This is a genomic window from Streptomyces olivoverticillatus, assembly GCF_014203555.1.
In the GTDB taxonomy this organism is placed as follows: Bacteria; Actinomycetota; Actinomycetes; order Streptomycetales; family Streptomycetaceae; genus Streptomyces; species Streptomyces olivoverticillatus.
The window spans coordinates 851,579-873,458 of the sequence record NZ_JACHJH010000001.1 but is presented as its reverse complement, the minus strand read 5'-3'; the positions used below and the strand labels follow the sequence as shown (position 1 = coordinate 873,458).

Below are 21,880 nucleotides of genomic sequence, written 5' to 3'. Positions count from 1 at the left end.
GCACGCTGGATACGTGCTGCCCGGCCTCGACGGCCGACACCGGCCGTCGCCCCCGCCGGGCAGGGATCGTCGGCAGCGAATCGAGGAAATGCCATGACGCAGACAAATGAGTCTGGCCACTCCCCTGGGGCGGCAGTCGGAGTGACGATCTTCGCGGCCGTGATGCTGGTGGTCGCCGGAGTTCTCGACGTGCTGCAGGGCATCATGGCCATCGCCAAGAACAAGATATTCGTCGTCACCCCCAACTACGCCTTCCACTTCAGCGTGGCGGGCTGGGGATGGGTCCACCTCATCCTGGGGCTGCTGGCCGTCGTGGTGGGCCTCGGGCTGTTCACGGCGGCGACGTGGGCTCGTGTCAGCGGCATGGTGCTGGCGGGGCTGCTGATCATCGCGAGCTTCCTGTCCCTGCCGTACTACCCGTTCTGGTCGATCATCCTGATCGCTCTGTACACCTTCATCATCTGGGGACTGTGCCACGTCCGACGGGACTTCACCTGACGGGTGGCCACCAGGGCCGCCGCGGAGGCAGGAGGGACACGGGGGTGAAGCGTCCTGCACGACCTCCGCAGCGGCCGTGGCCGTGCGGCAAGATGGCTTCATGGGGACCTTCGCTGCACACGGCGGTCTGATCGCCGGCCGGTACCGGCTCGGACGGCGGATCGGGCGCGGCGGGATGGGCACCGTGTGGCGTGCCACCGACGAGCTGCTGGCGCGCGAGGTGGCCGTCAAGGAACTGCACGCGGGCGACCAGCAGTCGGCCCAGGAAGCACAGGCCCAGCACGACCGGATGCTGCGCGAGGCCCGCGCGGTGGCGCTGATCAAGCATCCCAACGTGATCACGCTGCACGACATCGTGGAGCAGGACGGCCGCCCCTGGATCGTGATGGAGCTGGTGGACGGGCGCTCGCTGTCCGACCTGCTGGCGGCGGACGGCCCGGTCCCCGTGCGGGAGGCGGCCCGGATCGGCCTGGCCATGCTGGGGGCGCTCGGGGCGGCCCACGCCTGCGGGGTGCTGCACCGGGACATCAAACCGCCGAACGTCCTGCTGGAGGCGGGCAGCGGGCGGGTGGTGCTGACGGACTTCGGGATCGCGCAGGTCTCCGGGGCCACCACGATCACGGAGGCGGGCGCGTTCGTCGGCTCGCCGGAGTACACCGCTCCGGAACGGATGTCGGGCGGGCCCGCGGGCCCGGAGTCCGATCTGTGGTCGCTGGGCGTGCTGTTGTGCACCTCGCTCAGTGGTGCGTCGCCCTTTCACCGCGACTCGCTCGGCGGCATCCTGCACGCCGTTGTTTACGACGAGATCCGGCCGCCGACCGCGGCCGGGCCGCTGCTGCCGGTCGTACGGGGCCTGCTGGAGCGGGACCCGGAGCGGCGGATGAGCGCGCAGGAGGCGGAGCGGCTGCTGCGCGGCTACCTGGAGTCGGGGCGGATGCCGGCGCCCGCCCCGTACACGCCCACCGCACCGAGCGTCCCGACGCCGGCCGCGCCCTCCGACGGCTCAGCCCGGCCGGCCGCCGCGCCCGCGCCGCCCGGCCGGGGCCGGATGGCCGTGATGGCCGCCCTCGCCGTCGTCACGCTCGCCGGGATGGGCGGTGCGGTCGCCGCCCTGATGCTCGACCGGGACACCACCGCCCCCGCCGACGACAAGCCCCCGCACTCCGCCACGGCCGGCCCGTCCCGCCCCTCCGAGCCGCCGACCAGCGCCTCCGTGACCGCGCCCGACGGCTACCACGCCGTGCAGGACCCGGCGGGCTTCGCCCTCGCCGTGCCCGACGGCTTCACCCGCTCCTTCGAACCGCCGCGCGTCTTCTACTACTCGCCCGGCAAGGAGTTCCGCATCGGCGTGCTCATCCAGGACCCCCAAGAGGGCGGTCCGATCGGCTCGATGCGCAGCTCCGCCGCCCTCGCCCCCGACCGCTACCCCGGCTACCGCCAGGGCAAGGTCGAGCGCACCGACCACCTCGGACACCGCGCGGCTTCCTGGGAGTTCGTCTGGGACGGCTTCAACGACGGTGACAACATGGGGCCGAGCGGCGCGCGGCACACGTACGACATCGCCTGGGACGAGGGGGACAAGATGTACGACGTGTGGGTGTCCGCCCCGGTCGGCAAAACCACCGAGGGCAAACGGCACTTCGACACCGCGCTGTCCACGTTCGTACGGACGAAGCCGGTCTCGTCGCCCTGAGGTGGGTCGAAGACGGATCGGAGATGGCCCACCTGTGACAGGAACAGGCCACATCGTGTTACCGACGGGTACCAAAAGCGGCCCGACCCGCATACGCTCACCCGCATGACCGACGCGCAGGACATCGCACCAGTCGCCCCAGTCCCCGACGGCAATCCGGTCGCCTCCACGGGCACCCGCACCGCTGCCGATGTGGTCACCCCGGCCCTCGTCGCCCGGCTGACCCGGGGCGTCACCGGCTCCGGCCGCACGGCGAGCCACGCCCCCTTCACGGGAGAGCTCCTTGCCGAGCTGCCCGAGGCCGCGCCCGAGGAGGTCGCCGCCGCCTTCGACCGGGCCCGCGAGGCGCAGCGCGCCTGGGCCGCCGTGCCCGTACGCACCCGCGCCGCGGTGCTGCTGCGCTTCCACGACCTCGTGCTGCGCCGCCAGTCCGAGGTGCTGGACCTGATCCAGCTGGAGACGGGCAAGACGCGGCTGCACGCGCACGAGGAGGTGCAGGCGGTCGCGGTCGCGGCCCGGCACTACGGCAGGGCGGCCGCGGCCTATCTGCGGCCCAAGAACCACCTCGGCGTGCTTCCGGTGCTCACCAAGGTCACCGAGATACGGCACCCGCGGGGCGTCGTCGGCCAGATCGCGCCCTGGAACTACCCACTTGAGCTGAGCGTCGGCGATGCGCTGCCGGCCTTCGCGGCGGGCAACGCGGTCGTGATGAAGCCCGACACGCAGACCGCGCTGACCGCGCTGTGGGCGCGCGCCCTGCTGATCGAGGCGGGGCTGCCGGCGGACGTGTGGCAAGTGGTGCTCGGCGAGGGGCCGGTGGTCGGTCCCGAGGTCGTGGCGCACGCCGATTACGTCTCCTTCACCGGCTCCACACGCACCGGCCGCGAGGTCGCCCGGGGCGCGGCGGATCGCCTGGTCGGCTGCTCGCTGGAGCTCGGCGGCAAGAACGCCATGCTCGTGCTCCGCGACGCCGACGTGGAGAAGGCGGCGGCCGGCGCCGTCCGCGGCTGCTTCTCCTCGGCGGGCCAGCTGTGCATCTCCATCGAGCGGCTCTACGTCCACTCGTCGGTGGCCGACGCCTTCGTGCGGAGCTTCGCCGCACGCACCAAGGCGCTGCGGCTCGGCACGGCCCTGGCCTACGGCGCCGACATGGGCTCGCTCGTCTCGCAGCGGCAGCTGGAGACCGTCACCCGGCATGTGGAGGAGGCCGTCGGCAAGGGCGCCAAGCTCGTGGCGGGCGGGCGCGCCCGGCCGGACGTCGGGCCGCTGTTCTACGAGCCGACGATCCTCGACGGCGTGCAGCCGCCCATGGCCGTCTGCACGGAGGAAACGTTTGGCCCGGTGGTGTCGCTCTACCGCTTCGACGACGAGGACGAGGTGGTCCGCGAGGCCAACGCCACCCCCTACGGCCTCAACGCCAGCGTGTGGACGACGGACACCCGGCGCGGCCGCGCCATCGCCGCCAGACTGCAAGCCGGCACGGTCAACGTCAACGAGGCCTATGCGGCCGCCTACGGCAGCGCGCGCTCGCCCATGGGCGGCATGGGCGACTCGGGGCTGGGCCGCCGCCACGGCTCCGAGGGCATCCTCAAGTACACCGAGGCCCAGACGGTGGCCGAGCAGCGGATCATGCCGATGGGCCCTGCGTTCGGGCTGGACGACGAGCGGTACGCGCAGCTGCTGACGAACGGGCTGCGGGCGCTGCGGGCGCTGCGCCTGCGCTGACGGGGACCTTTCGACGGAGGTCGACGGAGCTCGACGGAGGTACGTACAGGTGGCGAAGGACCGCACGTCCCCCGAGCCCGGGGAATCCCAGCAGTCCGGGGAATCCCCCGAGCCCCATGAGCCCGACGGATCCGGGGAGTTCGACTACGACGTCGTCGTGGTCGGCTCCGGATTCGGCGGCTCGGTCTCCGCGCTCCGGCTGGCCGAGAAGGGCTACCGCGTCGGCGTGCTGGAGGCGGGCCGCCGCTTCACCCCGGAGACCCTGCCGAAGAACTCCTGGGACCTGCGCAACTACCTCTGGGCGCCCGCCCTCGGTCTCTACGGCATTCAGCGCATCCACCTGCTCGGCCATGTGATGGTGCTCGCGGGCGCCGGGGTGGGCGGCGGCTCGCTCAACTACGCCAACACCCTCTACGTACCGCCGAAGGCGTTCTTCGACGACCCGCAGTGGGCCGGCATCACCGACTGGGAGGCGGAGCTGCGGCCGTACTACGACCAGGCGCGCCGCATGCTCGGCGTGCGGCTCAACCCCACGATGACCCCCTCCGACGTGCACCTGAAGGCGGCGGCCGAGCGGATGGGCGTCGGGGACACCTTCCGTCTCGCGCCCGTCGGCGTGTTCTTCGGGGACGGGCAGGACGGCGACGGGACGGTGCGGGCGCGGCCGGGCGGCGCGGCCGCCGACCCCTACTTCGGGGGCGCGGGGCCCGAGCGCAGGGCGTGCACCGAGTGCGGCGAGTGCATGACCGGCTGCCGGCACGGCGCGAAGAACACCCTCAACGAGAACTATCTGCACCTCGCCCAGCGGGCCGGTGCCGTCGTGCACCCGATGACCACGGTCGTCGCCGTCACCGAGCACCGCGACGGCGGCCACCGCATCGTCACCGTGCCCACCGACCGGCGGCGCGCGGCGAAGCCCCGGGTGCTGCGCGCGGAGCACGTGGTGATCGCCGCCGGCACGTACGGCACCCAGACGCTGCTGCACACCATGAAGGACAAGGGCCTGCTGCCCCGGATCTCCGACCGGCTCGGGGTGCTCACCCGCACGAACTCCGAGGCGCTGGTCGGCGCCCAGACCACCGACCGCCGCTACCGCAAGGCGCACGGCGAACGGCCCGACTTCACCAAGGGCGTGGCGATCACCTCGTCCGTCCACCCGGACGCCAACACGCATGTGGAGCCGGTGCGTTACGGCAAGGGCTCCAACGCGATGGGCGGCCTGTCGATCCTGCAGGTGCCGGTGGGCTCTCGCGCACCGCGGGTGGTGGCCTTCGCGGCCCGCTGCGCGCGGCACCCGGTGCTGCTGCTGCGCTCGCTGTCCAACCACCGGTGGTCCGAGCGCACGATCATCGGGCTGGTCATGCAGTCGCTGGACAACTCGCTGACGACGTACCGGCGTACGCGGGCACCGGGCAAGGGCCTGCTCACCGCCCGGCAGGGGCACGGCGCGCCCAACCCGGCGCAGATCCCGGCGGCGGCCGAGGCGGCCTCGCTCGTCGCGGAGGAGATCAACGGGTTTCCGGGCAGCAACGTCGGCGAGTTGATGGGCACCCCGCTCACCGCGCACTTCATCGGCGGCTGCCCGATCGGCGCGGATCCGTCGTCCGGCGTGATCGACCCGTACCACCGGCTGTACGGGCACCCGGGCATCTCGGTGGTCGACGGGGCGGCCGTCTCCGCCAACCTGGGCGTCAACCCGTCGCTGACGATCACGGCCCAGGCAGAGCGGGCGATGGCGCTGTGGCCCAACAAGGGCGCGGCCGACCCGCGCCCGGCGCAAGGGGGTGCGTACGAGCGCACGGCCCCGGTCGAGCCCCTGGCGCCCGTGGTGCCGGGGGGCGCCTTCGGGGCGCTGCGGCTGCCGTTGCTGCCGGTGCCGGTGGTGCCGCCGAGGGTGGAGGGGCCCGGGGCGTAAGGCGGCGCCCTTGCCTGTGCCGACGGACGGCGAAGGGCCCCGGGCCGACGCCGCGGGGGCGTGCGGGCGGCCACGGGGCCCTTGACTGCCGGCACCGAGGTCAGGGCAGGGTCGGTGCCGCGGAGCGGCGCCGGGGGGAGCGCCGCGGGCTGGGGGAGAGCTGAAGGTTCAACCAGTGGAGGTTCAACCAATGGCGGTGCGGTTCAAGGGACTTGGTGTTCCCTTTGCATCGTGCGGGATGAGCCGTGCCGGGCGCAACCGTTTCGAGCGGATACGGTCGGTTCCAGGCGTCCCCGGAACCGACCGCCCCGTCGGGGGCCGGGCTGCTGTCCCCTGCTGACCGGCCGCCTCACCACCGGAGTGAGGTCCCACGACGCGCGCGCTCGCGCGTCACACACTCCGGCGGATCCGTCCTGTCACTGCCGGGCGCCCAGGTGGACAGGGACGGAAATCCTCGCGGATCGCTGCGGGCCGCTCCTGGCTGGCGCGGACACCGACTCCAACGAAGCCGATCGGGAGCCGGTCACGCGCCGTACGGGTGACGGCCGGGGCCCGGTTTCCCGAACTCCGGTGCGGGGTTCAGACGCGGCCGCGGCACAGTTCCAGCAGGGTCATGGCCAGGGCCGTGCCGGGCTTGCCGAGCTGCTCGCTGTAGTGGCCGATGATCTCCATCTCGCGGGAGAGGTTCACCCGGCGCCCGCCGGAGGCGATGCGCTCGCGCTGGATCACGGCCGAGACGGCCATCCGTTCCTGGACGAGGCCGATGATCCTGCCGTCGAGATCGTCGATCCGCCCGCGGGCATCGGTGATCACGCCGGCCGCCTCGGGGGTACGGGCGCCGGTCTCCGCGACGGTCTGGGTGCTCATGTGTGTTTCTCCAAAGGGGACGCGGCCCCCGGGAGCGGCACGGCCCGGGAAAAACGACAGACGCCCCGGGCCTTGTCGGCCCGGGGCGCCTGGGAAGTCGCTTGTCAGTGGCTCAAGCAGCACGACCATGGCGCCGGACGGGCCCGGTGCCATAGGTAAAGACGAAGGTCAGGTGCTTGTGCATGGCGGACAGTATGGCCCCTCGGCGGGCCCGGGGCCAAGATGGATTCGGATGGTGAGACAAAAGCAAGCACCCACGCCCCGGTAGAATCGACAAATAGAGACCCCCCTCCCCCTCACCGCCGGAAGGCCGCTCCCGTGCCAGCAGCACCCCCCGCCGCCCCCGACGTCGTGCTCGTCGTCGACTTCGGTGCGCAATACGCTCAGCTCATCGCCCGCCGCGTCCGTGAGGCCCGGGTCTACAGCGAGATCGTGCCCAGCACGATGCCCGTCGCCGAGATGCTCGCCAAGAAGCCCAAGGCGATCATCCTCTCCGGCGGTCCGTCCTCGGTGTACGAGGAAGGCGCCCCGCGCCTGGACGACGCCCTCGGCCTCTTCCAGTCCGGCGTCCCCGTCTTCGGCATGTGCTACGGCTTCCAGCTGATGGCCACGACGCTCGGCGGCACCGTCGACAACTCGGGCGCCCGTGAGTACGGCCGTACGCCCCTGCACGTCTCCAAGTCCGGCTCCACGCTCTTCGAGGGCACGCCGGCCGAGCAGTCGGTGTGGATGTCGCACGGCGACGCCTGCTCGGCCGCGCCCGAGGGCTTCACCGTCACCGCCTCCACGGACGTGGTGCCGGTCGCCGCCTTCGAGAACGACGAGAAGAAGCTCTACGGCGTGCAGTACCACCCCGAGGTGCTGCACTCCACGCACGGCCAGCTGGTGATGGAGCACTTCCTCTACCGCGGCGCGGGCATCGAGCCGACCTGGACCACGGGCAACGTGATCGAGGAGCAGGTCGAGGCCATCCGCGAGCAGGTCGGCACCAAGCGCGCCATCTGCGGCCTGTCCGGCGGCGTGGACTCCGCCGTGGCCGCGGCGCTCGTGCAGAAGGCCATCGGCTCCCAGCTGACCTGCGTGTACGTCGACCACGGTCTGATGCGCAAGGGCGAGACCGAGCAGGTCGAGAAGGACTTCGTGGCCGCCACGGGCGTCCAGCTCAAGGTCGTGGACGCGCAGCAGCGCTTCCTGGACGCGCTCGCCGGGGTGTCCGACCCCGAGGAGAAGCGGAAGATCATCGGCCGGGAGTTCATCCGGGTCTTCGAGCAGGCGCAGGCCGAGATCGTCGCCGAGGGCGACGCGAGCGGCGAGCCCGTCGAGTTCCTCGTCCAGGGCACGCTCTACCCGGACATCGTCGAGTCCGGCGGCGGCACCGGCACCGCCAACATCAAGTCCCACCACAACGTGGGCGGCCTCCCCGAGGACCTGGAGTTCCGGCTCGTCGAGCCGCTGCGCCAGCTGTTCAAGGACGAGGTCCGCATGGTCGGCCAGGAGCTGGGCCTGCCGGAGGAGATCGTCCAGCGCCAGCCCTTCCCGGGCCCGGGCCTCGGCATCCGCATCGTCGGCGAGGTCACCAAGGAGCGCCTGGACCTGCTCCGTGAGGCCGACGCCATCGCCCGCGAGGAGCTGACCGCCGCCGGCCTCGACCGGGAGATCTGGCAGTGCCCGGTCGTCCTGCTGGCCGACGTCCGCAGCGTGGGCGTCCAGGGCGACGGCCGTACGTACGGCCACCCGATCGTCCTGCGCCCGGTCTCGTCCGAGGACGCGATGACGGCCGACTGGACGCGCATGCCGTACGACGTGCTGGCGCGCATCTCGACCCGCATCACGAACGAGGTGCGGGACGTCAACCGCGTCGTCCTGGACGTGACGAGCAAGCCGCCGGGGACGATCGAGTGGGAGTAATGCTCCTGTAAGCCCAGAAGGTCAACGCCACCGCCGTCGCTCATTCGTTTGAGCGGCGGCGGTGGCGTTTCTGCTTGCCGCAAGGGGCGTAGCCCTGGCCCCGTCCGGTACCCGGCGGTAGCTTCCGTCCGTAGCCACGGAGTAGCCACGGACGGATCATCCGGAGGAGCCCGCCATGCCGCAGCCCGAACCGCAGGCCACCGCCCCCCAGCCCATACCCGCCGATCAGCTTCACTTCGCCATGCCGCCCAAGTACGACTCCGTTGCGGACGAGCGGCGGCACCGTAAGGAGCGGCTCGCGGCCGCTCTGCGGCTCTTCGGGCGGTTCGGCTTCGAGGAAGGCGTCGCGGGGCACATCACCGCGCGTGACCCGGAGTTCACGGATCACTTCTGGGTCAATCCCTTCGGGATGTCGTTCAAGCACATCGCCGTCTCCGATCTGATCCTGGTCAACCACCAGGGCCAGGTCGCCGAAGGCCGCCACCACGTCAACCAGGCCGCCTTCGCGATCCACTCGCAGATCCACAAGGCCCGCCCCGACGTCGTGGCCGCCGCCCACAGCCACTCCACCTACGGGCGGGCTCTGTCCGCGCTCGGGGAGCTGCTGGAGCCGATCACGCAGGACGTCTGTGCCTTCTACGAGGACCACGCGCTCTTCGACGACTACACGGGCGTCGTCGTGGACGAGGAGGAGGGGCGGCGCATCGCGACCGCCCTCGGGCCGCACAAGGCGGTGATCCTGCGCAATCACGGGCTGCTGACCGTGGGGGACACGGTGGACGCGGCCGCGTGGTGGTTCATCACGATGGAGCGCTCCTGCCAGGTGCAGCTGACGGCGAAGGCCGCCGGCAAGCCCGTGCTCATCGACCCGGCCCATGCGGCGCACACCCGCGATCAGCTGGGCAACGACCTTGCGGCGTGGATCAACTACCAGCCGCTCTACCAGCAGATCGTCCGCAGCGAGCCGGAGCTGCTGGACTGAGGCGCTCGCGCGGGGCCGCCCCCACCGGTCGGCGGGGGTGGCTCGTTCTTCCGGGTGCCATAAGCGGATATATGCGCTGCCTAGGGTGGTGAGGAGCCGGGGCATGACCGCCCCGGCTCCGTCATGTCCCCCCGGTACCACCCCTCGGCAGGAGAACCATGCGCCGCACTTCCCGCAGCCTCGGGCTGTCCGCCGCCCTGGCCCTCGCCGGCCTGGCCGTCGCAGGATGCGGCGGGGGCGCCGAGGCCGAGGAACGGCCCGCGAAGTCCTCCCCCCGGCAGTCCGGCGCCGCTTCCGCCCGCCCCGCCCCCGTCACGGAGAAGGCCGCGCCGCCCGCCGAGACGCTGGACGGCGCGGCCCGGGTCGTACGCCCCGAGATCGCCCCGGAAGGCGGCGAGAGCGTCGGTGTGGGGCAGCCCATCGCCGAGTCCTTCGGCAAGGAGAACGTCAGCCACGGCTGCATCGGCATGTCCACGAGCGACGCCAAGTGGCTGTACGGACTGAGCCGCAAGGGCGACGTCGTGCAGGTCACCGGCGGTCCCGGGACCAAGCCCATGGACCGCTTCGGCAACGGCTACGGCGACTGGAACCTCAGCTGGGCCGAGTGGCTCGAGGGCAGCGCGCTGGGCGTCCGCACCGGCTGAGCCCCCGTCGGCTCCCGACGCCACGGACCGGAACCGAAGTTATCCACAGGCTTGAACGTCGATCGCCCGCCGCACGTATGGTCGGATGACGACGGCGAGCGAGAGGCGGCGGAGTCATGGCATTCACAGGTCGTGGACAACCGGTGGCGGCGGGCGGCGGCGGTCCGGACCGCGAGGCCGCCCTCACCAGGTACGCGCTGCTGCCGCTGCGGGTCTTCCTCGGAGTCACCTTCATCTACGCCGGGCTCGACAAGCTCACCGACTCCGCCTTCATGGCGGCCTCGGGGCCCGGGTCCCTGGGCGAGCTGATGCACTCGGTGCGCGACTCCGCCGCTATCCCGGGCCTGGTCGACCTGGCGCTCAAAAGCCCCACCGGCTTCGGCTACGCCCTGGCGGCAGGCGAGTTGGCGGTCGGCATCGGCACCCTCTTCGGCATCTTCGCCCGCCTCGCCGCGGCGGGCGGTGCGCTGATCTCGCTCAGCCTGTGGCTGACGGTGAGCTGGACCGCCACTCCGTACTACTACGGCAACGACCTGGCGTATCTGATGGCGTGGCTGCCGCTGATAGTCGCGGGCGCGCCCGTGTACTCGGTGGATGCGCTGTGGCCGGGCGGCCGCCGGCGCAGGCGCGGCCGGCGGGGCGCGCTGTTCACCTAGCGGCGCGCCCAGCCGTTCACCTAAAGGGCGCGCCCGCCCTCGCCCCGATCCGCCCGGCGGCGGCGCACGACGAGCGTGAGGGAGGAGGCCACACCGGCCACGCACAGGCCCCCGGCGAGGACGGGCAGCAGCAGATAGGCGGGGAAGTGCCACCAGCCGCGGGCGGCGGCCAGATAGGCCAGGCAGCCCCCCAGCAGCACCAGTCCGAGCACGAGCCTGCCGGGATCGAAGTCATGCCGCCGCACGGTCCACCTCCACCTGTCCGATGCCCACCTTGAGCCGGAGTTCCAGCGTGCCGCGCGAGGGATGGCTCGCGGGCGGCCGCAGCGTCACATGCCGCTGCCGGCCGGGCCTGACGCCGAAGTCGTCGCGCTCCTGACCGGGCAGCCGGATGTCACCGACGCCGACCTCGATGGTCAGTTCCGCCGTGACGTCCTCGGGCAGGACGACCTTGAGCTGCCCCGCGCCCACCTCCGCGGCGGCGGACACCGGCTGCGGGCCATGCTCGGGAGCCGGCTGCCCGGGGGCGGACTTGGGCCAGGGCAGGCCCGTCAGGTCGAGTTCGCCCACGCCGCTGCCCAGCTCGTATGTTCCGTGGCCTTCGGCCTCGGCCGCGCTCGCCGGGTGCCAGGTGATGCGGTGCCAGTCGGTGGTCACCGACTTGGGGAGCGCGGCGGCGCCGGTGAGCAGCGCGCCGGTGAGCACCGCGGCCATGACGGTGCCGCCGCCCGTACGGCCGTAGAGGGAGCTGATGGTGACGCCCAGTCCGAAGACGCCCAGCGCGCAGGCGAGACCGATCTCCAAGGAGGTGCCGAGTGGATGGTGATGCCACGTCAGGCCGGTGCCGGCGGCGAGGGCCGCCATGGCCAGCAGGAAGGTCCAGCCGCCCAGCGCCCTGCTCGCGCGGACGGGGCGGGCGCGCTCCATCGCCGCGGCCTTCTTGTCGTAGGGGCCGTAGTCCGGGCCCCACAGATAGCCGGTGGTGCCCGGGGTGGCGGAAGCGGCGGTCGTGGCCGTGTCGCGGAGCGGGTCGCGCCACCAGGAGGGCGTGCCCGGCGCGGGGGGCGCCTGGGTCTCCGGCGGGGCTTCCATGGTCTTCTGCGCCTTCTGGGGCTTGTGTGGCTTGTCCGCCGTGGGAGGTTCCTCCTCTTCCTCGGCCACGTGGCGCTGCTGCGACCAATAGGCGGCGCCGCTGAGCGCGATGGTCAGCATGAGGGCGAACGACATCACGCCGCTGTTGTTGAGCATGGACAGGAAGAGCCCGCAGCCCACGAGGGCGCACAGCACCGCGGTCAGCGCCGGGCCCTCGACCCGGCCCGACAGCAGCCGTCGGCCCTCGTTCTCCTCCTCGCCCTCCAGCGGGATCAGCAGCCAGGCGAAGCCGTACACGATCAGGCCCAGGCCGCCGGTGACGCCGAGGACGCCCAGCGACACGCGGAAGACGACGGGGTCGAGGTCGAAGCAGCGCCCGAGTCCGCCGCACACGCCGGCGATCATTTTGTGGTCGCGGCTGCGCCGTAGCGGCGGCCGTTTCGTGTGGTCGGCGGCGGGAGGTGCGTCGGTCATGCGGACATGGTGTCAACCGGAAGGCCGGAACGGCATCCGTGGTGACCCTGGCCGTTCCCTGAGATAACCCCTGAGACCCGGCCGGTTAGGGTGTCGCATCGAACAGACACGGGGTAACCGGAGGGGCGCGGTGGTTGAGGCAGAGCCGGAGGCGGGGCGGCTGGTCGCCGGACGGTACCGCCTGGCCGAGCGCATAGGCCGCGGTGGCATGGGCACGGTCTGGCGTGCCGAGGACGAGTTGCTGGCCCGTCAGGTGGCGGTCAAACGGCTGCACGTCCCCCTCGGCGCGCAGGAGGACGAGCTCGCCACCCTCTACGAGCGCACCCGCCGCGAGGCCCGCAGCGCGGCCCGGATCAATCACCCCAACGTCGTGGTCGTCCACGATGTGGTCGAGGATGGCGGCCTGCCGTGCATCGTGATGGAGTACGTGCCGTCGACGACGCTGGGCGACCTGCTCAAGCGCGGTCCCGTCACGCCCGCCGAGGCCGCCCGCATCGGCCGGGGGATGATTTCCGCGCTGCGCGCCGCGCATGCCGCAGGCGTGCTGCACCGTGACGTCAAGCCGGGCAACGTGCTGTTGGGCCACGGCGGGCGGGTCGTGCTCACGGACTTCGGCATCGCCCAGTCCACCGGCACCTCGACGCTGACCAAGACGGGCGAGATGGTCGGCTCCATCGACTACATCGCCCCCGAGCGGGTCAAGGGCGGCAAGCCCGGCCCGGCCTCCGATCTGTGGGCGCTGGGCGCCACGCTCTACCAGGCGGTGGAGGGCCGGCCGCCGTTCCGCCGGGACACGGCGGTCGAGACGGCGTACGCGATCGCCGTGGATCCGCTGGAACCACCAGCGCGCGCCGGCGAGCTGGCCCGCCTCATCGAGACCCTGCTGGCCAAGGACCCGGCCCTGCGGCCCCCGGCCGAGCTGGCCGAGCAGATCCTGCGCGAACCGGCCGCCGAGGCGGAAACCGCCTCTTACCGGCAGACGCCCCGTCAGCCGGCCCCTGAGCCCCGTCCGGAGCCCCGCCCGCACCCCGAGCCCCGCCCCGAAGCGCGGCCCGCCCCCCGCCCGGAAGCGCGGCCCGCCCCGCGGCCGGACGCGGTGACCGCCCCCGGCCCCGTCGCCCCGGAACGGGAGGCGCGCCCCCGGCAGTCCGCCGCTCCCGACGGCCGCCGCCGGACCCGGACGGTCTGGTGGGGCGCGGCGGCGGCCGTCGCCGCCGCAGGCCTCGCCGCGGGCGCGTACATCCTGTGGGGCGCGGACGGTGACGAGGAGCAGCAGGCCGCACCCGCCCCCCGGCAGGACGCCTCCCCCCACCCCACACCCACCCCCGACCACAGCGAGACCCCGGCGCAGCCCGCACCGGTGCCCAAGGGCTACCACCTGGTCAAGGAGGAGAAGCTCGGCGTCTCCTTCCCCGTGCCCGACGGCTGGACCCGCAAGCAGGACACCTCCGAGACCGAGGCCAACTACCTCGACCCCAGCGGCCTCGTGGGCATCCGGATCAACGTCCTGGACTTCGCCGGCCCCGACCATGTGCAGCACTGGAAGGACGTCGAGGAGCAGCTCAAGTCGGACCCGGACATGAAGGGCTACAAGCGGGGCCGGCTCCAGGGCACGACCTTCCGGGGCGAGCCCGCCGCGGTCTGGGAGTTCACCTGGAACGGCCGCGCCCGCGACTTCCGCGCCATCGACCTGGGCTTCGGCCGCGAGGGCGGCAACGAGTACGCCATCTACGTCTCGGGGCCCAAGGACGGCTGGGACCGCCACCGCAATGTCTTCGACGCCGTCCGCGACGGCTTCCGGCCCTCCGGCCATTGAACCCCTGTCAGGCGGAAACCCCGATCCCCGGGTCGGCTCAGGGACGACCCTGATGCCGCGCCGGCCGCCGCCGTGTGACGATCGGTTCATGACCACCGCTCCGCATCCCGACAGCCCGCCCCTGCGCAAGCTCTATCGCAGTGCCGACGGGCGGATGCTCGGCGGCGTGGCGCGCGGGCTCGCCGGGCACCTGGGGGTGCCCGTGTCCTGGGTGCGGCTGGTGTTCCTGGCGCTGCTGATGGCGCAGGGCATGGGCGCGCTGCTGTATGCGGTGTTCTGGTTCGTGGTGCCGCTGGGGGTCGGCGGTGTGGAGGCGCCGCGCGCCACCGCCGAGTTCACCGCCGACGGCCGCAGAAAGGTCTTCGCCCGCAAGCCCGACCGCGGGCAGGTCTTCGCGCTCGTGGCGCTCATCGTCAGCGCCGCCGTCTTCCTCGACCGCCTCCATCTCGGCCGTGCCAACGCCTACATCTGGCCGCTGCTGCTGATAGGCGCGGGCGTCGCCCTGGTCTGGCGGCAGGCCGACAACGCCCGCCGTGCGCACTGGATGGAGGTCAGCCGCCGCAAGCGCGTGCTGCCGCTCGCCCGTGGCGCCGCGGGCGTGCTCCTCGTCGGCGTCGGGGCGACCGGCATCGTCGTCCTGCAGGGGTCGGCCGAGCATCTCGGCACCGTCCTGCAGGCGTCGCTGGCGGTGCTGGTGGGCATCGCGCTGCTCGCCGGACCCACGGTCGTGCGGATGACGCAGGACCTCTCCGCGGAACGGACGATGCGCATCCGCGCCCAGGAGCGTGCCGAGGTCGCGGCGCACGTCCATGACTCCGTCCTGCACACGCTCACCCTCATCCAGCGCAACGCCGAGGACTCCCGCGAGGTCGCCCGCCTGGCTCGCGCTCAGGAGCGCGAGCTGCGCGCCTGGCTCTACAACCCCGAAGGCCGGGGCAAGGAGGAGGCCGAGGAGCCGGCCACGCTGGCCGAGGCGGTCAAGGCCGCCGCCGCGGAGGTCGAGGACTACCACGGGGTGCCCATCGAGGTCGTCGTGGTCGGCGACTGCCCGCTGGACGAACGGCTGAGCGCCCAGATGCAGGCCGCCCGTGAGGCCATGGTCAACGCGGCCAAGTACGGTGGCCAGGGCGGGGCTGTGCAGGTGTACGCCGAGGTCGAGGGGCGTACGGTCTTCGTCTCGGTCAGGGACCGGGGGCCCGGCTTCGACGTGGACGCGGTGCCGGAGGACCGGATGGGCGTCCGCGAGTCGATCATCGGCAGGATGCAGCGCAACGGCGGCTCGGCCCGGCTGCGTTCCGCACCGGACGGGGGGACCGAAGTGGAGCTGGAGATGGAGAGGGCGGAGAAGGCGTGATGACGAACGGCACGGACGGGACGAGCGGGATCGGCGGGACGGGCGGGGGAGAGGCCGGGTGCCATGTGCGGGTGGTGCTGGTGGACGACCACCGGATGTTCCGCACGGGCGTGCAGGCGGAGATCGGGGCCACCGACCGCACGGGCGTCGAGGTCGTCGGCGAGGCCGCCGACGTCGACCAGGCGATCACGGTCATCACCGCGACCCGCCCCGAGGTCGTCCTCCTGGACGTCCACCTGCCCGGCGGCGGCGGGGTCGAGGTGCTGCGCCGCAGCGCCGCCATGATGGCCGCCCAGGACGCCCCGGTCCGCTTCCTCGCGCTGTCGGTCTCCGACGCGGCCGAGGACGTCATCGGCGTCATCCGCGGCGGCGCCCGCGGCTACGTCACCAAGACGATCACCGGCACCGACCTGATCGACGCGATCTTCCGGGTCAAGGACGGTGACGCGGTCTTCTCGCCGCGGCTCGCGGGCTTCGTGCTGGACGCCTTCGCCTCGACCGACGCCCCGCCCGTCGACGAGGACCTCGACCGCCTCACCCAGCGTGAGCGCGAGGTGCTGCGGTTGATCGCGCGCGGCTACGCGTACAAGGAGATCGCCAAGCAGCTGTTCATCTCGGTCAAGACGGTCGAATCGCACGTCTCTGCGGTGCTTCGCAAGCTCCAGCTCTCCAACCGCCACGAGCTGACGAGGTGGGCGACCGCGCGCCGGCTGGTCTGACGGGCGGAACGGGACGGTCCGATGGGCAAAGTGCGGCACGAGCTCCCCCTGTGAACGCGCTGCGAAGTGCGGTGATTACACAGTGTAACCATGGAACCCGGCCGCGCGCCAGCCCCTCTAGACGGGCGTGAGTCTGACGGGAACGCCCTTCTTCCTGACCACCATCGTCCTGGTCGTGGTGGCCCTCGCCCTGCCGCTGACGCTGTGGGGCAGAGTCGGGGGCCCCAAGCTCGTACGGCACGTGGTGCGGTTCCTCATGCTGCTGTTCGCGCAGGTCACGGCGATAACGATGGTGTTCGTCATCGTGAACAACACCAACGGCCTCTTCGACACCTGGGGCGACCTGCTCGGCACCGGCAACCACGTCCGAGCGGCCGCCGACCTGGGGCCGGACGGCACCGGGGGCAAGGGCGTGGACGACGAGCCCAAGGTCGTCCAGAAGTTCAAGCCCGCCTCCGACAAGCGGATGGGGGCCGGCGTGCAGGAGACCGAGCTCAAGGGCCGAATATCCGGCGTGGAGGGCGAGGTCTACGTCTGGCTGCCGCCGCAGTACGACGACCCGGCGTACAAGGACAAGAAGTTCCCGGTGGCCGAGGTGCTGCCGGGCTTCCCCGGCTCGGCCAAGGCCTGGTTCGGCACCCTCGACGTGGCCGGCCAGCTCAAGCCGATGATGGAGAAGGGCGAGGTCGCGCCGTTCATCATCGTGGCCCCGCGCACCACGCTGCTGGGCGATGTCGACAGCGGCTGCGCCAACGTCCCCGGCAAGGTCAACGCCGACACCTGGCTCAGCGTCGACGTCCGCAAGATGGTCACCGACACCTTCCGGGCGGCCGACGGGCCGGACGGCTGGGCCGTGGCGGGCTACTCGGCCGGCGCCCACTGCGCCGCCAAGCTGGCCATCGCCCACCCCGACCGCTACCGGGCCGGGGTCAGCCTCTCCGGCTACAACGACCCGGTCGGCGAGCCGGCCTCCCTGACCGCCAAGACGCCCGAGCTGCGCGACGAGAACAACCCCTGGAAGATGCTCCAGCGCGCCAAGACCCCGCCGCGCGTCGCGCTCTTCCTCTCGGGCGCGGAGGCCGACGGCTACCAGGCCGGCATGGCGATCAAGCAGTCGGCCAAGCCGCCGACGACCGTGCAGGTGACCCTGGTCCCGGCCGGTGCCGGCGGCCACGGCACGGCGGTGTGGAAGCGGCAGGTGCCCGACGTCTTCCGCTGGCTGACCAAGCAGGTCAAGTACTGACTCCCGGCGGCCTCGCCGGAAGGCCGGAAGGCCGGAAGGCCGGAAGGTCAGACGGGCCGGGTCGCGCCCGCGAAGGGCATCTCGTCGATCGGCGCGATGCGCACCGGGGCCCCGGGGTGCGGGGCGTGGATCATCTGGCCGCCGCCGATGTAGAGGCCGACGTGGCTGATCCCCGAGTAGAAGAACACCAGGTCGCCGGGGGCGAGCTGGGAGCGGGCGATGCGGTGCCCGGCGTTGATCTGGGTGTAGGTGGTGCGCGGCAGCGAGACGCCCGCCGCCTGCCAGGCCGCCTGCGTCAGCCCCGAGCAGTCGAAGGCGGACGGGCCCGTCGCCCCCCACACGTACGGCTTGCCGATCGCGGAGTAGGCGAAGGCCACGGCCTGTGAGGCCCGGGCCGAGGGGGCGTCGGCCCCGGCGGGCGCGGCCTCGTCCGGGTGAACGGCGGAGAGCGCGGTCTTGGCCGCGCCGGTGACCCCGCCCGAGCCCGGGCTCCCGCCGGTGTCGTCGCCCGACTCGACCGCGGCCCGCTCCTCCTTGGGCAGTTGGTTCAGCAGGTCCTTGGCCTTGCCGAGCTTGGCCTCGATGTCGTGCTTGTGCTTGGCGAGCAGGTCCTGCTCGCTCTTGAGCTCGCCGAGCCGGGCGTCGGCAGTGGTCCGCACCTGCTGGACCCCGCGCAGCTCCTGGCGCACCCGGTCCAGCGCGGCCGCCTGCCGTGCGCCCACCCGGTCGGCCAGCGAGGCCCGTTCGAGGAAGCGGTCGGGGGAGGAGGAGAGCAGCAGCCGGACCTCGGTGGGGATGCCGCCGGTGCGGTACTGGGCGGTGGCGAAGGAGCCCAGGGCGTTGCGGGCGGCGTTGAGCCGCTCGGTCTTGCGGGCGGCCTCGTCCTGCAGACCGGTGAGCGCGGCGCGGGCCTGGTCGACCTTCTCCTTGACGCCGTCGTACTGCTCGGTGGCCACCTCCGCCTGCTGGTAGTAGCGCGCGACCTGGGCCCTGGCCTGGGTCGGGGTGAGGTCCGCGGCGGCGTGACCGGTGCCCTCCAGGGCGGTGGCGGTGGCCGCTCCGGCCAGCGCGAGGGTGGCCGCGGTCCGGACGGTGTTCCCGGCGAGCGTATGGGGCTTGGGCTTGCGGTGCGACGCCACGGTGGCCGTCACTTCCTTCCGGTCCGGCAAAACGGTGCCTGGCGGCGGCCCGCACGAAGGGGGGGAGAGCGCGGGCCGCCGCCGTCTGCAGGAGGACGCTAGGGGTCGGGAACACCCGGAAACGGCCATGACCGCTATTGCCCCGAATCTGCCGTTTGGCGACCGTCGGTGGCCGCCTGACCCGGGTGCGTAGTCAGGGATATGGGCATCCCCTGACCAAACCCGTGATCTTGTCCTACCGTGCGGCCGGGCGGTGCTAAAGGCCCGGCTATCGTCGGTGTCCATGGACGTACTGATTCACGCCGTGGTCGGCCTGCACATCCTCGGCATCGCCGCCCTGCTCGGCGGCTTCCTCACCCAGCTGAAAGTCATGGGCAAGGGCGAGGCGCGCATGGTCCCGGCCATGCTCCACGGCGCGCTGACCATGCTGGTCACCGGTGTCGCGCTGGTCGGCCTCAACCAGGCCGACGACCACACGGTCAACACCTTCAAGATCGGCGTGAAGCTGGCCCTGCTGATCGTCATCCTGGGCCTGGTCTATGTGAAGCGCGACGAGGAGAAGGTCGAAGCGGCCGCCCTCGGCACGGTGGGCGCGCTCACCGCGGCGAACGTTTTCATCGCCGTCCTGTGGGTCTGACCACTGTCCGGCCGAAGGGGGGACCGGCTGTCGGTGGGGCGGCCTAGACTCGGGAGGCGATGAGCAGCCTCTTTGACGACAGCTTCCTGGCGGATCTGGCCCCCTCCGACGAGGAGCACCCGCCCCCGCCCCCGGAGGACGTGACCCCGGAGCCCCTGCCGGACGACCTGTTCGGGGGCGCCTTCGACGCACCCGTCCCCAGGGATGCGTACTACCGCGACGGCGCGGTGCGTCCGGTCGTCGACATGTCGGCGCTGCTGGAGGGGATGAACGACCAGCAGCGCGCCGCCGTGGAGCACAACGGCTCGCCGCTGCTGATCGTCGCGGGCGCCGGCTCCGGCAAGACGCGCGTGCTCACCCACCGCATCGCCTATCTGCTGGGCGCCCGTCAGGTGCACCCGGGGCAGATCCTGGCGATCACCTTCACCAACAAGGCCGCGGGCGAGATGAAGGAGCGCGTCGAGCAGCTCGTCGGCCCGCGCGCCCACGCGATGTGGGTGATGACGTTCCACAGCGCGTGCGTGCGGATCCTGCGCCGCGAGAGCAAGAAGCTGGGCTTCACGTCCTCCTTCTCGATCTACGACGCGGCCGACTCCAAGCGCCTGATGGCCCTCGTCTGCCGGGATCTCGACCTCGACCCGAAGAAGTTCCCGCCGAAGTCCTTCAGCGCCAAGATCTCCAACCTCAAGAACGAGTTGATCGACGAGGAGGCGTTCGCCGCGCAGGCTGCGGACGGCTTCGAGAAGACGCTCGCCGAGGCGTACGTCATGTACCAGGCGCGGCTGCGCGAGGCCAACGCCCTGGACTTCGACGACATCATCATGACCACGGTCCACCTGCTGCAGGCCTTCCCGGACGTGGCCGAGCACTACCGCCGCCGCTTCCGGCACGTCCTGGTCGACGAGTACCAGGACACCAACCACGCGCAGTACACGCTGGTGCGCGAGCTGGTGGGCGCCGGCGAGGAGCAGGCCGAGCTGTGCGTCGTCGGTGACGCGGACCAGAGCATCTACGCCTTCCGCGGCGCCACCATCCGCAACATCCTCCAGTTCGAGGAGGACTACTCGGACGCGAAGACGATCCTGCTGGAGCAGAACTACCGCTCCACGCAGACGATCCTCAACGCCGCGAACGCGGTGATCGAGCGCAATCAGAACCGCCGCCCCAAGAACCTGTGGACCCAGGCCGGGGCCGGCGCCTCCATCACCGGCTACGTGGCCGACACCGAGCACGACGAGGCGCAGTTCGTCGCCGACGAGATCGACCGGCTGACGGACGCCGGGGACGCCAAGGCGGGCGACGTCGCCGTCTTCTACCGGACCAACGCCCAGTCCCGTGTCTTCGAAGAGATCTTCATCCGGGTCGGGCTGCCCTACAAGGTCGTCGGCGGCGTGCGCTTCTACGAGCGCAAGGAGGTCCGCGACGTCCTGGCCTACCTGCGGGTGCTGGCCAACCCCGAGGACACCGTCCCGCTGCGGCGCATCCTCAACGTGCCCAAGCGCGGCATCGGCGAGCGTGCCGAAGCCATGATCGACGCGCTCTCGCTGCGCGAGAAGATCAGCTTCTCGCAGGCGCTCAAGCGCGTGGACGAGGCGTACGGCATGGCGGCCCGCTCCGCCAACGCGGTCAAGCGCTTCAACGTCCTGCTGGAGGAGCTGCGCACCGTCGTCGAGTCGGGCGCCGGTCCCGCCACGATCCTGGAGGCGGTGCTGGAGCGCACCGGCTATCTGGCCGAGCTCCAGGCGTCCACCGACCCCCAGGACGAGACCCGCATCGAGAACCTCCAGGAGCTGGCGGCCGTCGCCCTGGAATTCGAGCAGGAGCGCACCGAGGAGGAGCCGGGCACGCTGGCCGACTTCCTGGAGAAGGTCGCGCTGGTCGCCGACTCGGACCAGATCCCCGACGAGGACACCGAGGGCAGCGGCGTGATCACGCTGATGACGCTGCACACGGCGAAGGGCCTGGAGTTCCCGGTCGTCTTCCTCACGGGCATGGAGGACGGCGTCTTCCCGCACATGCGCGCCCTCGGCCAGGCGAAGGAGCTGGAGGAGGAGCGGCGGCTCGCCTACGTGGGTATCACCCGCGCCCGCGAGCGGCTGTACCTGACCCGCGCGAGCATGCGCAGCGCATGGGGCCAGCCCTCCTACAACCCGGCGTCGCGCTTCCTGGAGGAGATCCCCGAGCAGTACGTGGCGTGGCGCCGCACCGGGCCCGCCACTCCGTCGGCGTCCTCGCTGGGCGCGGGGTCGGGCATCACGTCGGGCTTCTCGTCCTCGCGCGGTGGCGGCGGTGCCAAGGCGGGACCGAGCGGCTTTGCGACCCGGCGCGCCAAGGACCGGCCCGTGGTGGCGCTGACCGTCGGGGACAGGGTCACGCACGACTCGTTCGGGCTCGGCACGGTCGTCGCCGTCAAGGGCAGCGGTGACAATGCCGAGGCCACGGTCGACTTCGGCGAGGAGAAGCCGAAGCGGCTGCTGCTGCGGTACGCGCCGGTGGAGAAGCTGTAGCCGTACGCCGG

The 21,880-nt window shown here is 72.1% G+C and carries 18 protein-coding genes; 14 read left to right on the top strand and 4 right to left on the bottom strand.

The genetic code is table 11. The features are described 5' to 3' along the window. The first annotated feature begins 93 nt into the window (after window positions 1-93). The 4 genes from FHS39_RS04035 to FHS39_RS04020 all read left to right on the top strand — a co-directional run bounded on the left by FHS39_RS04035 (window position 94) and on the right by FHS39_RS04020 (window position 5,831). On the top strand, window positions 94-498 hold the full coding sequence (locus FHS39_RS04035) for a DUF7144 family membrane protein (protein ID WP_184346320.1): 405 nt from the start codon (window positions 94-96) through the stop codon (window positions 496-498). A 100-nt stretch (window positions 499-598) separates the two neighbouring features. After that, window positions 599-2,191 carry a serine/threonine-protein kinase gene (locus FHS39_RS04030; RefSeq protein ID WP_184346319.1) on the top strand — a complete coding sequence of 531 codons (1,593 nt, stop codon included), beginning with the start codon at window positions 599-601 and terminating at the stop codon, window positions 2,189-2,191. 105 nt (window positions 2,192-2,296) lie between these two features. Beyond that, window positions 2,297-3,916, top strand: a complete 1,620-nt coding sequence (locus tag FHS39_RS04025; RefSeq protein WP_184346318.1) for a succinic semialdehyde dehydrogenase — start codon at window positions 2,297-2,299, stop codon at window positions 3,914-3,916. A gap of 157 nt (window positions 3,917-4,073) precedes the next feature. After that, on the top strand, window positions 4,074-5,831 hold the full coding sequence (locus FHS39_RS04020) for a GMC family oxidoreductase N-terminal domain-containing protein (RefSeq protein ID WP_343069373.1): 1,758 nt from the start codon (window positions 4,074-4,076) through the stop codon (window positions 5,829-5,831). A 579-nt stretch (window positions 5,832-6,410) separates the two neighbouring features. Here FHS39_RS04020 and FHS39_RS04015 read toward each other — a convergent pair. Next, complete coding sequence (locus tag FHS39_RS04015; RefSeq protein ID WP_184346316.1) at window positions 6,411-6,698, bottom strand: chorismate mutase; 288 nt, start codon at window positions 6,696-6,698, stop codon at window positions 6,411-6,413. A gap of 318 nt (window positions 6,699-7,016) precedes the next feature. Here FHS39_RS04015 and guaA point away from each other — a divergent pair, with 318 nt between their 5' ends. The 4 genes from guaA to FHS39_RS03995 all read left to right on the top strand — a co-directional run bounded on the left by guaA (window position 7,017) and on the right by FHS39_RS03995 (window position 10,888). Continuing rightward, entirely contained in the window at window positions 7,017-8,606 is a 1,590-nt protein-coding gene (gene guaA, locus FHS39_RS04010) for a glutamine-hydrolyzing GMP synthase (protein WP_184346315.1), read from the top strand. A gap of 175 nt (window positions 8,607-8,781) precedes the next feature. Then, entirely contained in the window at window positions 8,782-9,588 is an 807-nt protein-coding gene (locus tag FHS39_RS04005) for a class II aldolase/adducin family protein (protein WP_184346314.1), read from the top strand. Window positions 9,589-9,746: 158 nt separating this feature from the next. Next, window positions 9,747-10,232 carry a L,D-transpeptidase family protein gene (locus FHS39_RS25800; RefSeq protein ID WP_184346313.1) on the top strand — a complete coding sequence of 162 codons (486 nt, stop codon included), beginning with the start codon at window positions 9,747-9,749 and terminating at the stop codon, window positions 10,230-10,232. Window positions 10,233-10,348: 116 nt separating this feature from the next. Further along, entirely contained in the window at window positions 10,349-10,888 is a 540-nt protein-coding gene (locus FHS39_RS03995) for a DoxX family protein (RefSeq protein WP_184346312.1), read from the top strand. A 20-nt stretch (window positions 10,889-10,908) separates the two neighbouring features. Here the strand turns inward: FHS39_RS03995 and FHS39_RS03990 are convergent, their stop codons facing one another. Both FHS39_RS03990 and FHS39_RS03985 read right to left on the bottom strand, forming a co-directional pair. Then, entirely contained in the window at window positions 10,909-11,133 is a 225-nt protein-coding gene (locus FHS39_RS03990; RefSeq protein ID WP_184346311.1) for a hypothetical protein, read from the bottom strand. After that, window positions 11,120-12,454 carry a PspC domain-containing protein gene (locus FHS39_RS03985; protein ID WP_184346310.1) on the bottom strand — a complete coding sequence of 445 codons (1,335 nt, stop codon included), beginning with the start codon at window positions 12,452-12,454 and terminating at the stop codon, window positions 11,120-11,122. Before FHS39_RS03985 ends, FHS39_RS03990 begins: the two co-directional genes overlap by 14 nt. A 208-nt stretch (window positions 12,455-12,662) precedes the next feature. Between FHS39_RS03985 and FHS39_RS03980 the strand changes: the two genes are divergently transcribed. From FHS39_RS03980 to FHS39_RS03965, 4 genes are all read left to right on the top strand, one after another. Next, the gene (locus FHS39_RS03980; protein WP_184346752.1) at window positions 12,663-14,270 is read left to right on the top strand and encodes a serine/threonine-protein kinase; all 1,608 of its coding nucleotides are present in this window, start codon (window positions 12,663-12,665) and stop codon (window positions 14,268-14,270) included. Between the two features lie 88 nt (window positions 14,271-14,358). Then, the gene (locus tag FHS39_RS03975) at window positions 14,359-15,624 is read left to right on the top strand and encodes an ATP-binding protein (protein WP_184346309.1); all 1,266 of its coding nucleotides are present in this window, start codon (window positions 14,359-14,361) and stop codon (window positions 15,622-15,624) included. Further along, the gene (locus FHS39_RS03970; RefSeq protein ID WP_184346308.1) at window positions 15,624-16,343 is read left to right on the top strand and encodes a LuxR C-terminal-related transcriptional regulator; all 720 of its coding nucleotides are present in this window, start codon (window positions 15,624-15,626) and stop codon (window positions 16,341-16,343) included. The genes FHS39_RS03975 and FHS39_RS03970 overlap by 1 nt, the downstream gene beginning before the upstream one ends. A 127-nt stretch (window positions 16,344-16,470) precedes the next feature. Continuing rightward, window positions 16,471-17,586 carry an alpha/beta hydrolase-fold protein gene (locus tag FHS39_RS03965; protein ID WP_184346307.1) on the top strand — a complete coding sequence of 372 codons (1,116 nt, stop codon included), beginning with the start codon at window positions 16,471-16,473 and terminating at the stop codon, window positions 17,584-17,586. A gap of 47 nt (window positions 17,587-17,633) precedes the next feature. Here the strand turns inward: FHS39_RS03965 and FHS39_RS03960 are convergent, their stop codons facing one another. Then, complete coding sequence (locus FHS39_RS03960) at window positions 17,634-18,737, bottom strand: C40 family peptidase (RefSeq protein WP_343069343.1); 1,104 nt, start codon at window positions 18,735-18,737, stop codon at window positions 17,634-17,636. A gap of 271 nt (window positions 18,738-19,008) precedes the next feature. On the opposite strand from FHS39_RS03960, the gene FHS39_RS03955 reads away from it, so the two are divergent. Then, window positions 19,009-19,362, top strand: a complete 354-nt coding sequence (locus tag FHS39_RS03955; RefSeq protein WP_045933487.1) for a hypothetical protein — start codon at window positions 19,009-19,011, stop codon at window positions 19,360-19,362. A gap of 59 nt (window positions 19,363-19,421) precedes the next feature. Then, on the top strand, window positions 19,422-21,869 hold the full coding sequence (pcrA, locus tag FHS39_RS03950; protein ID WP_045933488.1) for a DNA helicase PcrA: 2,448 nt from the start codon (window positions 19,422-19,424) through the stop codon (window positions 21,867-21,869). Window positions 21,870-21,880: the final 11 nt, after the last annotated feature.